The following is a 12509-nucleotide window of genomic DNA, read 5'->3' as shown; positions in this document are numbered from 1 at the left end:
ATAGCCGCGGAAGCACAGCTTCCGCTTTTGGAAGTCAAGCACCAACGCCGCGATTATGCAAGGTGAGGGCGAGGGTGTGGACTAAAAGAGTAGCCACGGTGAGGTCGGCCGAGGTGCCGGGGTTGATGTTATCGGCCTTCAGCCGGCGGTCGAACTCCATGAGCAGACGAATGCGCGACGGTTCGTCGCCCTCGGCATGGAGCGCAGCCTGAACGGCAACGGCTTCCTGCCGTGCCTGATTTGCGACGTCAACGCCGTGCTTGCGCATCACATGGCTGTCGAGGAAGCCGGAGAGAAACGCCATGTAGACGAATATCGTCGGCCACATGCCGGTTTCTCCACGTGCTAACGCTCCATCCAGCGCCGCGAGCCCGACCCCGAACACGTCGCCGAAACAGCTGCCGTACTGGCGGGCAATCATGTCGCGGTCGGCGGCCTCCCGCATCGCGTCCAGCAAATGGACCTTCGGCTCCTGCCGCACATCGTTGGCGGCTTCTCCGAGGCCGCCTGGCGCGGCCGTGACAATCGCCTCGAATACTGCCTTGGTATCCTGCACGCTCAAAGCCCGAAGCAGCGAATCGAGATTGTCCTGCAGTCTGTCACCGCTCATTTCGGCGGCGCATATCAGAGGCCCTGTCAGAAGGATGATCCCGAGATTGGTATTGGTTGCGACCGCCAGTCGTGTCGCGCGCACCGCCTCCAGCATGCGCTGTCCGACCGGCAGACGAGGATCGGTCAGCGGCCAGGAGGACACCTCCGCACTCATCATGAATTGGGCGGCGGACATGCCGTGTCCGTCGGCGAACAGATGGACGTTGCCCGGTTTGAGGGCTTCGATCTCCATCCTGCAGGCATCCTTGTAGCTGGCCCGGAGGCGTTCACGCGAAACCGCCATCCTACCGGCCCTCACGAATTCGCAGGCGCGGCAAAACGGTAGGGCCGCGGCGCGGCGGCCGCTTCGGCGCGGTCGGCCAGGAGTTTCAGCAAGGCATCGGCAATTGCTTCGGCGATGTTCACGGCGACCACCGATTGCAATCCCGACCAGGCGGGCATGCTGTTCACTTCGAGTATGAACAGATCGCCATCGTCAGCCCGCACGATGTCCACGCCGGCAAAATCCGCGCCAACCGCGGCTGACGCGGCGACGGCCAGCGACGCCAGTTCCGCCTTGCCATGTTCGGAAACCTGTTCCGGCACGCCACCCCGGTTGACGTTCGTGATCCAGTCGTCACTGATGCGGCTCATCATCGCCACGGTCTCGCCGGCGCAGACAAAGACGCGGAAATCCCGGAAAGGCGGACCGGCACGCGACACATATTGCTGGAGGTAGTAGACGCTGTTCACCTCTTCTGCGGCCGGCAGGTCCGAGAGCGTGCGGATCAGCTTTATCCCGCGGCCTTGCGCCCCGAACAATGGTTTCAGCACCAGCGGTCCCCGCGTAAGCTCTTGCGCCGCGATCTCCTCGGCGACGGCAAGTCCTTCTACGGCAAAGGTGCGTGGCGTAGGCAGGCCGGCATTTTTCAAGAGGAATGTCGTCATCGACTTGTCGACGCATCGCTCGATCGCCTGCGCGGAATTCCACACAGGAACCGACAGTCTTCTTAACGCGTGCAGCACGCCGAGCCGCCGGGTAATCGCTTCGAACGATCCGGCGGCGATCGAACGCACGAGCACGGCGTCGGGCAGCGTGCCGCCGAAGCCGGGGATCGAAAGTCCGCTCGGGCTGCCGGTGTCGAATGCGATGGCCGCCAGGGGCGCGGCTGTAACGGCGGCGCCCCGCCGACCAAGCCCTGCCGCCAGGCCGTTGGAGCCGGTGTCCACTTTGTCGCTGACGATCAGAATGCGAGGGATCATTTGGCCTCTCGGGTACGGGAATGTCGGCGGCGCGAGCGATTCCACGCCCTTATTGCCGAGTCCGCGGCAGGGCTGCACGAAATACAGTCGTTGGGCAGGCGAATGACGGACGAATTCCTTCGCACCGTCATGCTCTAGCCGAGACTTCGTTCGAGCATCTTCAGATCACGCCGACCGGCGCGAAACGTATCGCCGGTTTCGATCGCTGTCACGATCACTTCGGCCGGGCTGAACAGCAGCGGGTCGATGGCATAGAAATCGCCCTTGAACCGCGTGAATATCTCGGCGAAGGGTTGGCCGTAGTCCCGTGAGGCGCTGCTGGGAAGTTTTTCCGCAAGTTTGCCAGCCTCTTTCGCGGATCCTTTCACGAAGAGCTGGACGCTGCCGCCATAGATGATGGCATCGTTGGTTCGGCCCATGGCGGTCAGGAAATCCGGATGGGGGGCGGGGATCGGCGCCGTTCCGATGCCGTCGACAACGTTCTCCAGCGGGAATTTGAGATCGTTGATCTTGTGCAGCGCAACCTCGAGCGCGCGCGCAACGATCTGCACGCCGCCGGCAAGGCTTTGTGTCGGCGCATAGAGGAAGGTGAGCTTTTCCGTCGCCAGTCCAGTTGCCTTGCCCACTTTCTCAACGATCGCGCGGGGAGGCGGTTCGGCCGTCTCCAGGATAAGCACCGCGGACGATGCGATGTCGCGATAGGAAAGTGTTTCGAACAGCGGCTCGACCCGGGCGAGTGCCCGCGCCGGCCCAGATCCCATGGCGAAATAGTCCTGGCCAGACAGGTTCCAGCCCGCATACTGGCTGCCCAGGCAGGCTAGCACCGGCTGCGAAGATCGCGCTTCGACGGTGAACGGCCATTGCTGTGACGCGCGATCCATGAACACCGAAACGCTGCCGAGGCCGCCCATCGCAGCCTCAGCCATGCGCATCCCGGCCTCGACGCTGCCGACGGTCTTGGCGCCGGCATCGATCAGGCGCTCGCCCAATGGTCCCCTCGAAACGACGATACGCAGGCGTTCGGCGTCGCCGACCATGCCGTCAACGATGCGCTGTGCATTGTCGTTCAGGAATGCCGAACCGTCTTTCATGTCCGGTCTCCTTCCCATTGGAGTTGCAATTGACTGGCTTGTCCCTTGATAAGCCGCTTGGTCGATTGGGCGCTCGGGCCGCGCGCGAAGACCGTGCAGACAGGGTCGCCGGCAATCAGACGGGTGCCGGCCGACTGTTGGTCCGCTGTCCATTCAGGCCAGGCAACCGACGGAAAGTGAGTGATTGGCGTCGCGGCGTAGGTCACCATCGATGCCATCGAATCGACGAAGCGCGGCAAGCGGAAGACCTGGCCCGTCGCGGCGCGCAGATGCGCTTCGATCAATGGCGCGTCGATATCGTCGAAAATGTCGAGGGTGGCGCCCGGCCTCGGATTGATCTCGATGAACTTGTAGCCATCCGGCCCGCGGATGAGATCGGCGCTGCACAATCCAACCAGGCCGGCCCGCCGCGTCAGACTTGAGAGCCAACCGCCGATGACCGCCGCCTGTCTGCGATCGAAGCGTCTCAACCGCACGGCGCCACCGTAACGATAGGGCGCTGTCGGGGCGGGGGACGTCCATTGTTGGCTGAAGCCCACGACGTGCGCGGTTTGGCCATTGCCGACGAATAGGGCCGAGACGCTGCGTCCGGCGACGAAGCGCTGGAAATAGCGGCCGGCGGTCGGGCTTTCTCCGGCTGCTCGTCTGACGTGCCCGCCGCCGGCGCCGCCCGCGGTCTTGACCACCCAGTTCTCCGGATCAGGCGGCTGGTCCCATCGCAGTTGCGGATGCGGGATGCCGAGTTCGGCGCAATCATCGGCCAGCAGCTGCGGATCCTTGATCCTGCGGATCGCGGCGCCGCCATTGCCTGCGAGCGGAAAGTGTCGCGCGATCTTGTCCACGATCTCAGGTATCCGCTCGAACCCTGAGCCCAGGATAATGGCGACCGGCAGGTCGTCGCCAGCCAACCGCCGAAGCGTGTCGATGATGCGCTCGCCGTCTATGCCCCCTTGCAGGCCGCCTGGCAATATCGTCGCGCGGTCTGCGAGCGCGACGGTGTCCGTATCGCAAAAGAAATCGGCGACCAGCGGACGATAGCCGGCGCGACGCGCGGCGGCGGCCAGCGCCCGGCCTGAAATTGCCGCGATCAAAAGAGATCCGGCGTTACTTGGCAATCTCGCGTGCAAGGGAAAACGCTTCCTGAAAATCGAGCGTGATTGTCTTTTCGGATTCGATCATTCTTTTGAAGAGACCGAATTCGACCTTATATTTGACATTGCCGATGGCAAGCGGACCAATGCCGACAGCTTTTGCCGCTTCGAGTGGATCGCCATTGGCATTGACGGCCAATCCTTCGATACCGGCGGGGGGAACGGCATTGACGTCGGCCGCAATAAGCAGGTCATTGCCTTTCAATTGGGCTTTGGAGACCACCTGGACGCCAGCTTTGGCGCAAGCCAGGATAATTTCGTTCGCCTCGACCAGCTTTGTCTTGCGGGCGTCGCTCGATCCGTCAGCGGCATCGACGATGATGTTGAACCTGCTTTTGATCTCGGCCGCGATCTGCTTGACCCTTTCGATGCCGTCATGGCCGACAAGTGTGACCCGGGCGCCTTCCCCTGCCGCGATGACGGCGGTGCAGAAGCCGACGACGCCGGTGGCGCCGAAAACAGCTACCCTCGTATCCCTGAGCGCACGCTGGAATTTCTTCTCCAGCGCCTTTTCGACCTTGGCCACCATCGCGGCGGCCGTGGTGAACGAGCCGGCCGGATCGGCAAATACCGAAACCTGGAAAGGCGGCACCATCGCCTTCTTCGCCGCGTCGAACATGTCGAGCGCCAACGAGGCATCCTTCCCGGCGATGAAGATGCCGGTGTCTACACCCGCATCCGGCGGGCGCGAAAAGATCGCGTCCTGGACCAGTCCTGTCACTTCGGCGAGGCCTACATCGACATAGGGGACGACGGCGTCGAAACCTGCGTCGAGCGCCATGTTCACGTCGAAGGGGCTCATCTGCTTCAACGGTGTCAGCATATGCAGGATGTGTTTGCGGGCCATTTCTTGCCTTTCTGCCTGAAACTGAAGCGTCAGCTGCCGACGAGATTCAGCTTGGTTGAGCTGATCTTCGCGCCGGAGTTCCTGCCCTTGACGATCTTGATCTCAAGGCCGTCTTCAACTGTCGTCTTCCGAACCGCGTCGACGAACTTGAGTGCGGCGTCCTGCGATGGCGCGAACGCAAAGCCTGTCGGCCCCCAGGAACTCTGGCCGATGCCGACGGCGCCTGCTTCATTGAGACAGTGGGCCGCCGTCTCGACCCGCTTCGAGGTGAACACGCCCCCCTGTGCCGGGGCGAAATGGCTGCCGATCAGCATCTGTATCGCGGTGACGGCGGCGCCGAATGTCGGAAGGTCCCGCTCGACCAAAGCCGGCATAATGCCCATCAGCACCCTCCGGCAGATCTCCCCACTGCCTGCCGTTGGGAATGGCGGCAGCGAACGAAACGCCGCGACCTCGGCTGCGCCATGCAGTCCATGCCCGGAATGGTCGAGGATGAGGATGACGCGCCACTCTTCCGGAAACGGCAGCCGCGCGACGACCGGAGGCGTTCCGCCACGGTCGTTCTTGCCGGCGTCGACTATGACCCCGCCATCTTCGAAACTTGCGATGCCGATGCCGGATCGACCGCCCCGCTCAAGCAGGCTCGCGTCGCCGGCGATATCCAGAGGCAAATTATGGAGAGTGCGCAATGCCGAGGCGACGGCAAGGGCGATCTGCGTGCCGGACCCCAGACCCGCATGACTGGGGATCGACTGCTCGACCACCAGATGGTGCTGGCCGCGAATGCCGAGATGCTTGCAGAGCGTCGACAGATGCTCGCTGGCACGGGCGCTCTCGGAGCCTTCGACGATGGTCTCGCCTGACCGCGACAGGGTGACGACGGTTTCGGGTTCGCTCAATGGAAGCCCGACGCTGCCGAACCGCCGTCCGGCATCGCCATTGAGATCAAGGAAGCCAAGGTGCAGGCGAGCGGGCACTCGTATGGTAACAGAATTCGACATCTGCCCCCCGATGGGTGCATCATGGATGCATCATGGAAGTTTAGGTGCCCGGTACCATGATAACTGTTTTCGTCGATGGGGCAAGTCAAAGAGAATGCATCCACGTGTTTGCCGGCTCCGGCGCGTAGACAGACCGAGCAATTCGCGGAGGTCGAGATGAACGAGACAGTCAAGGAAAAGGTCTATTCGGAAGCCGAGATCGCCGACCGGCTTGAGAAGGAGCTGCCGAAATGGCGTTATGAAAACGGCTGGATCCGGCGTAAATACAAGACCCATAGCTGGAAATCGACGCTCATGGTCATCAACACGGTTGGCCATCTCGCCGAGGCGGCGTGGCACCATCCCGATATCACCGCCTCCTATGCCTGGGTCGAGGTGCGCCTGATGAACCACGCGGCGAAAGGCATCACCGACAAGGATTTCGAGTTGGCGAAAAAGATCGAGGATGTTGTCCAGTGGCAGCCGGCCAAGGAAGGCGGGGCACTGGAAGGCACTCCGCTGACCGATCAACGCTTCGCTTACGTCAAATATGACTAGGCAGGGTCGGAATTTATTGGCGCGTATGAAAACATTCACTGATCCGCTGCGAGGTGGGGTTCACGGCCAATCCAGTTTCGTTTAGGATCGGGCCGGCACCAGAAAGTAGTTTAGCGAATGGCGGTTGCTTGGATCGGCAACCGGGAAGCGCTGATTGAGCACGCGGCTGCGCATGCCGCGTCGCTATTGTCGTCAAGTCGGTGCCCGGTTTTCAGCCTTGATACGGATATAGACGGCACAAGAGCGGCGATCGCGCTGGCCGAGCGGGCTGGCGCGGCATACGACCATGCCGATGGCGCGGCACTTGCCCGAGAGACCGCGCTTTTTACGGACAAGGGGGCAATGACCGTCGCCCCCGGTGAGACGCGTCGGCGTGCCGATGTCGTGGTGATCGTAGGCGAGCTCCCGCGGATCCATCATGGTCTTGTTGGCGAACTCGCTGGGACGGTTCCCGACCTCTCGACCGGGAACCAGCGCGCGTTCTTCGTGGTGGGTCCAGACGGGATGTCCGTGCCGCCGCTGAACGGCGGGCGCAAGGCAACGCAACTTTCCTGTGGCCAAGCTAGCCTCGCCGCCACGCTGGCGGCACTGAGGGCACAGTACAAAGGGCAGCGTACATCGCAACCGGTGTCGAATTTCAATGATTTTGCCAAAGCTCTGGCGGCCGCGCATTTTCCCGTGTTCCTGTTTTCAGGCCACGCCGCCGAAGGCCTGGCATTGGAGATGCTGCAAGGACTGATCGCCGATCTCAATCGCAAATCGCGCGTATCCGGCCTTCATCTGCCGGCGAACGAAAACGGGTGGGGAAGCACGCTCGCCTCGGCCTGGATGACAGGTTTTCCGCTGCGCACCGGCTTTGCGCGCGGCTTCCCGGAATTCGATCCCTGGCGCTGCGATGTGGCGCGCATGATCGCTGCCGGCGAAGCCGACCTGCACCTGCGGATCTCCGCCGCAACGGCCCAACCGCAGAAAAAAAGGGCACGCATGGCGCTGATTGTGCTGACGAAAACGGAAAAGCCGGTTGCCGGCGCCGCAGTCACCATCGCCATCGGCGAAGCTGGGCTCGATCACGATGCGGTTGTCTACTCCAGCCGCACGGGCTCGCTCAGGTCGATCGATGCGCAAGCGGCCTCGCAATTGCCCTCCGCCGCGACGATCATCCGCCTGATCGCTACCCACGCTTTCGCCGAGGCACTGCCATGCTGACGAAAATCGCCGGCGGCGACATCATCGATCCCGTCAACGGCCGTCTCGGCAAAGGCGACCTCTGGATCAAGGACGACAAGATCGTTCCGGCGCCGGCGGGAGGGGCGGCCGACCGGACCATCGAAGCCAGCGGCTGCATCGTGATGGCTGGCGCCATCGACATCCACTCCCACATCGGTGGCGGCAATGTGAACACCGCGCGGCTGCTCTTGCCCGAACAGCATGCCGCCCATCAGGTGAGGCCAGCAACGACGCCGCTCTCCAATGCCGGCTGGTCGACGTTCCAGACCGGCTGCCTCTACGCAAAGATGGGCTTTACGACGGTCGTCGAGCCGGCGATGTCGCCGGGAGCGGCGCTTCACACGCATCTCGAACTGGCTGACATCCCGATCATCGACAAAGCGACCCTTGCCATTCTCGGCAATGACGATTTCCTGTTGTCGATGATCCGCGACGACGCCCCCCGAACGATGATCGAGGACTATGTCGCCTGGACGGTCGCTTCGACGCGGGCGCTTGGGGTCAAGGTGATCAACGCCGGTGCGGCGGCCGCCTTCAAGGAGAACGTCCGCACCTTCTCGCTGGACGATGTCGTGCCTTCCTATGGCGTCAGTTCGCGCAAGATCGTCAAGACGCTGCAGGCCGCCGTCGACAGTCTTGGCCTTCCGCATCCTTTGCATGTCCATTGCAACAATCTGGGCAGCCCCGGATCGGCGGATACGGCGGCTGCGACGATTGCAGCGGCGGAGGGGCTGCCGCTGCACCTGGCCCACCTCCAGTTCTATGGCTATGGCACCGAAGGAAAACGCGGGTTTTCTTCCGCCGCCGCACGGCTTGCCGAACTGGTCAACGCGACGCCGGAAGTCACCATCGATATCGGCCAGGTAATGTTCGGCCAGACGGTCACGGTCTCCTCCGACGTCATGCGGCAGTTCTCGGCGCGTGGCAGCGCACACCCGAAAAAGACCGTCATTCATGATGGTGACGGCAATGGCGGCGGCATCGTGCCCTACAGCTATGGCAAGGACTTCTACGGCACGATGCAGTGGGCGATCGGGCTCGAGCTTTTTCTCCTGATCGACGATCCCTGGCGTGTGTTCTTCACCACCGATCATCCCAACGGTGCACCTTTTACCGCTTATCCGGCGCTGTTCGAACTGCTGATGAGCCGGGAAGCGCGCACCGAAATGACCTCCGGACTTTCACGATCCGCCCTGGCGCTCTCTACCCTGGCCGCAATCGACCGCGAATACACGTTCGAGGAAATCGCCATCATGACGCGCGCGGCGCCAGCCAAGCTGCTCGGCTTGACGGATCGAGGCCATCTCGGCGCCGGCGCAACAGCAGACATCGCTATCTACCGCAGGGACCGCAGTATCGCGAAAATGCTCGGACGGGCGGCGTATGTTTTCAAAGATGGCGATCTCGTCGTGCAAGACGGGGAAATCATCCATTACCGCTGGGGCAAGGCATTGAGGCTCAAGCCACCTGTCGACAAGGCAATGGTGCGACGGCTCGAGGAGTATCACCTGCAGCGCTACGGCCTGTCGCTGGACTGGTTCAATTTTCCGGATTCCGCGATTGCGCGCGAACAGCCATTCGGCGAGGTGCCATGCCGAACATGAGCGTCAATGGGGTAACGATCGACGATACCTTCGCCGAAGCGTTCGGCATGCGCGCAACCGCCATCGTCATCACCGCTCCGAGCCGGAAATGGGCTCGCCAGGCGGCGATCACGATGACCGGCTTCGCCACCTCGGTGATCGGTTGCGGCTGCGAAGCGGCAATCGATCTCGACCTGCCGCCATCGGCCACACCGGATGGCCGGCCCGGCTGCCGCGTCATGATTTTCGCGATGGGAACGGACGAATTGCAGAAACAACTGCTCAATCGTGTCGGCCAGTGCGTTTTGACCTCGCCGGGTTCCGCCTGCTTTGCCGGGCTGCAGGGAAGCGCCGAGCTCAAGCTCGGTTCGGCGCTGCGTTATTTCGGCGACGGCTGGCAAATCTCCAAGAAGATCGGCGACAGGCATTTCTGGCGTATTCCCGTCATGGATGGCGAGTTCCTGTGCGAAGCAACGACCGGACTGACGAAGGAAGCTGTCGGTGGCGGCAATTTCTTTGTCATGGCGCAAAGCAGCGCCAACGCTTTGGCCGCTGCCGAGGCCGCGGTCGGTGCGATCGGCATGGTGCCTGGCGCCATCGTGCCGTTTCCGGGCGGCATTGCCCGTTCGGGTTCCAAGATAGGTGGCAAATACAAAGGGATGATCGCCTCGGCCAACGAAGCCTACGCGCCGACGCTGCGCGGTGTCGTCCCGAGTGAGCTCGGTCCCGACATCAACGCCGTCCTGGAAATCGTCATTGATGGTGAGACCAATGAGGCCGTTGCCGGCGCGATGAAGGCGGGCATCAAGGCTGTCATCGAGCTCGGACCGAAAAGAGGCGCGGTTCGGATCAGCGCCGGCAATTACGGCGGCAAGCTCGGAAAATTCATCTACTCGCTGAAGGATATGCTGCCATGAAGGCGTTGACCTTCACCCTGGTTGCCGAGCCGCCGGAGCGCCTTGACCTGTCGCCGCTGACGCCGGAGCGGCTGGCCGGGATCGAAAGGCGCGACGTCGAAAGAATCCAGATCGGCATGTCGAAGCACGGATCGAAGGTGGGCGACATTTTTCGCGTCGCCGGCAGCGATCCGGCAAGCATCGTGTTCGAAGGCGGAAGCGCGCGCCTTGACCTTGTGGCGCAAGGCATGCGGACCGGGTCGGTTCGCCTCGTTGGCAATGCCGGCGCCCAGGCCGGGCGCGCCATGCGCGGTGGCAAGCTGACGATCGAAGGCAATGCGGGTCCATACGCCGGCTCCGGGATGCGCGGCGGCAGGCTTGAGATAACGGGCAATGCCGGCGACCACCTCGGTGCGCCGCTCGTCGGGGAACTGGCCGGCATGAATGGCGGTTTGTTGATCGTCAGGGGCAAGGCGGGCGCCTTCGCCGCGGACCGCATGCGGCGCGGCCTGATCGCGGTGCTGAAAGGCTCCGGCGACCATGCCGGCAGCCGCATGATCGCCGGCACCCTGGTGGTGGCTGGTGGCACCGGTGAGATGCCCGGTTACTTGATGCGTCGCGGTTCGATCCTTCTCGATCGCGCGCCGGCACGCATGTCGCCGAGCTTCGTCGAATGTGGCGCACCCGAGAGCGTTTTCGCCGCCATCATTGATCGTCATCTGATCGCCGACGGCATTTTGAAACGGCCGCTTCTGGGGAGCACACCGCACAAATATGGCGGGGACAATGCAGTGCTCGGAATGGGCGAGGTTCTTTTTCCGCGCTGAGATACGTCGACATAAGAACCATACGATGGCAGGACGCAGGTGCTTGCCGCTGGGTGGCAGTGGTGGGGCCGACTGTCATCCGACCCGCAACGTGGAGAACACATGAAAATCATCTCTCAGACGAAAGCTCATGGCGGCGTGCAGGGCGTCTATTCTCATTTCTCGACGAGTTGCCATTGCGACATGGCCTTTGCCGTTTTCGTGCCTCCGCAGGCGCGGGAAACGCCTTGTCCAGTTGTGTGGTATCTCTCAGGCCTGACGTGTACCCACGCCAATGTAATGGACAAGGGCGAGTACAGGCGCATGGCCGCCGAGCTTGGCTTGATCGTCGTCTGTCCCGACACCAGCCCGCGCGGGGCCGACATTCCGGATGAAAAAGACAACTGGCAGTTCGGCTCCGGGGCCGGCTTCTATCTCGATGCGACGCAAGAGCCTTATGCGAAGAACTATCGCATGTATTCCTATGTCACCGAGGAGTTGCCGGCTCTCATCGCGGCTGAATTTCCAGCCGATATGGCGCGCCAGGCTATCTCCGGCCATTCGATGGGCGGGCATGGCGCGCTGACGATTGCCTTGAAGAATCCGCAGCGTTTCAAGAGCTGCTCGGCCTTTGCCCCGATCGCCCAGCCAAGCACCGCCGGCTGGTCGAGACCGGCCTTTGAGAAGTATCTCGGCAAGAATGAGGTTTCGTGGCGAACCTGCGACGCGACGTCACTCATCGATGACGGATACCGTTTCCCCGAATTTCTGGTGGATCAGGGAACGTCGGATGGATTTCTTGACGACGGGCTGAGGCCTTGGCTGCTCGAAGCGGCCTGCACAAAAGCCGGCATTCCGCTGAAGCTGCGGATGCAGGATGGATACGATCACTCGTATCTTTTCATCTCCAGCTTCATGGACGACCATCTGAGATGGCATGCTGAGAGGCTTTGAGCTGGGCAAGCCGAAGGCACGGCCAGATGCAAACAACTCATTGAATTCGACGCCTTACACCAAGGGCGCCGCGCCTGCCGCCATCAAACGCGTGCGTTCAGCCCCAACGCGGCTATGCGAAAGAGCTGAAAGCGCTTGCCGACCCGCATGAGGTTCCAGCACCGCCGTGCGGCACTGGCGCGAAAATGCTTTCCGGCATCCAGTATTTCGAGGTGCCTGCGGGGGTGGGGCGCAAGCTGCTGTTCGTGCGTATGAGCCAGGACGAGCCGTTGTTTGGCGAGCAGACGCTGCAAGTGTTGCCGGCGGGGTAGGAGGCGGGATCAAAGTCTGATCCGGATTGAGTGGAAGCCTGCCTCTACGCCTCGACGTACTCCGCCAGGCTGACACCCTTGGGCACATCCAGCCCATCGGCTCGCAAGCCTTCGATGTGAAAGCGAATTGCGTCGCGAATTTCGGTTTCCACCTCGGGCACCGTCGCGCCAGTCGCGATACAGCCAGGCAGGTCTGGCACATAGGCAGAAAAATTATTTCCCGCTTTTTCGATTACTACCGCGTAACGCAT

Annotated in this window: 14 protein-coding genes; 7 read left to right on the top strand and 7 right to left on the bottom strand. The window is 62.3% G+C overall.

Annotated features, from left to right (window positions below):
- Positions 1 to 34 precede the first annotated feature (34 nt).
- The 6 genes from LB558_RS00690 to LB558_RS00665 all read right to left on the bottom strand — a co-directional run bounded on the left by LB558_RS00690 (position 35) and on the right by LB558_RS00665 (position 5944).
- Positions 35 to 895: a triphosphoribosyl-dephospho-CoA synthase gene (locus LB558_RS00690; RefSeq protein WP_263494455.1), complete on the bottom strand. Its 861-nt coding sequence runs from the start codon at positions 893 to 895 to the stop codon at positions 35 to 37.
- 11 nt (positions 896 to 906) lie between these two features.
- The gene (locus LB558_RS00685) at positions 907 to 1854 is read right to left on the bottom strand and encodes an ATP-grasp domain-containing protein (protein ID WP_224695653.1); all 948 of its coding nucleotides are present in this window, start codon (positions 1852 to 1854) and stop codon (positions 907 to 909) included.
- 134 nt (positions 1855 to 1988) lie between these two features.
- A complete protein-coding gene (mch, locus tag LB558_RS00680; RefSeq protein WP_224695651.1) occupies positions 1989 to 2945 on the bottom strand; it encodes a methenyltetrahydromethanopterin cyclohydrolase in 957 nt (318 codons plus the stop codon).
- Positions 2942 to 4036: an ATP-grasp domain-containing protein gene (locus tag LB558_RS00675; RefSeq protein WP_224695649.1), complete on the bottom strand. Its 1095-nt coding sequence runs from the start codon at positions 4034 to 4036 to the stop codon at positions 2942 to 2944. Before LB558_RS00675 ends, mch begins: the two co-directional genes overlap by 4 nt.
- A 13-nt stretch (positions 4037 to 4049) precedes the next feature.
- Positions 4050 to 4943, bottom strand: coding sequence for an NAD(P)-dependent methylenetetrahydromethanopterin dehydrogenase (locus tag LB558_RS00670; protein WP_224695648.1), 894 nt, complete (start codon positions 4941 to 4943; stop codon positions 4050 to 4052).
- A 29-nt stretch (positions 4944 to 4972) separates the two neighbouring features.
- Complete coding sequence (locus LB558_RS00665; RefSeq protein WP_224695647.1) at positions 4973 to 5944, bottom strand: beta-ribofuranosylaminobenzene 5'-phosphate synthase family protein; 972 nt, start codon at positions 5942 to 5944, stop codon at positions 4973 to 4975.
- Positions 5945 to 6100: 156 nt separating this feature from the next.
- On the opposite strand from LB558_RS00665, the gene LB558_RS00660 reads away from it, so the two are divergent.
- From LB558_RS00660 to LB558_RS32835, 7 genes are all read left to right on the top strand, one after another.
- Positions 6101 to 6481, top strand: a complete 381-nt coding sequence (locus LB558_RS00660; RefSeq protein WP_224695646.1) for a 4a-hydroxytetrahydrobiopterin dehydratase — start codon at positions 6101 to 6103, stop codon at positions 6479 to 6481.
- A 117-nt stretch (positions 6482 to 6598) separates the two neighbouring features.
- A complete protein-coding gene (locus tag LB558_RS00655) occupies positions 6599 to 7687 on the top strand; it encodes a tungsten formylmethanofuran dehydrogenase (protein WP_224695644.1) in 1089 nt (362 codons plus the stop codon).
- A complete protein-coding gene (locus tag LB558_RS00650) occupies positions 7681 to 9312 on the top strand; it encodes a formylmethanofuran dehydrogenase subunit A (RefSeq protein WP_224695642.1) in 1632 nt (543 codons plus the stop codon). Before LB558_RS00655 ends, LB558_RS00650 begins: the two co-directional genes overlap by 7 nt.
- Positions 9300 to 10208, top strand: coding sequence for a formylmethanofuran--tetrahydromethanopterin N-formyltransferase (gene fhcD / locus LB558_RS00645; protein ID WP_224695641.1), 909 nt, complete (start codon positions 9300 to 9302; stop codon positions 10206 to 10208). The genes LB558_RS00650 and fhcD overlap by 13 nt, the downstream gene beginning before the upstream one ends.
- A complete protein-coding gene (locus LB558_RS00640) occupies positions 10205 to 11014 on the top strand; it encodes a formylmethanofuran dehydrogenase subunit C (RefSeq protein ID WP_224695640.1) in 810 nt (269 codons plus the stop codon). The genes fhcD and LB558_RS00640 overlap by 4 nt, the downstream gene beginning before the upstream one ends.
- A gap of 102 nt (positions 11015 to 11116) precedes the next feature.
- On the top strand, positions 11117 to 11947 hold the full coding sequence (fghA, locus tag LB558_RS00635) for an S-formylglutathione hydrolase (RefSeq protein ID WP_224695639.1): 831 nt from the start codon (positions 11117 to 11119) through the stop codon (positions 11945 to 11947).
- 185 nt (positions 11948 to 12132) lie between these two features.
- Complete coding sequence (locus LB558_RS32835; RefSeq protein ID WP_263494451.1) at positions 12133 to 12258, top strand: hypothetical protein; 126 nt, start codon at positions 12133 to 12135, stop codon at positions 12256 to 12258.
- 44 nt (positions 12259 to 12302) lie between these two features.
- Here LB558_RS32835 and LB558_RS00630 read toward each other — a convergent pair whose 3' ends face one another.
- A complete protein-coding gene (locus tag LB558_RS00630; RefSeq protein ID WP_024504399.1) occupies positions 12303 to 12509 on the bottom strand; it encodes a type II toxin-antitoxin system HicB family antitoxin in 207 nt (68 codons plus the stop codon).

Source organism: Mesorhizobium sp. CO1-1-8 (assembly GCF_020164875.1).
GTDB lineage: Bacteria > Pseudomonadota > Alphaproteobacteria > Rhizobiales > Rhizobiaceae > Mesorhizobium.
The sequence above is the reverse complement of the archived record's forward strand: the minus strand, read 5'-3'. Positions and strand labels throughout refer to the sequence as shown.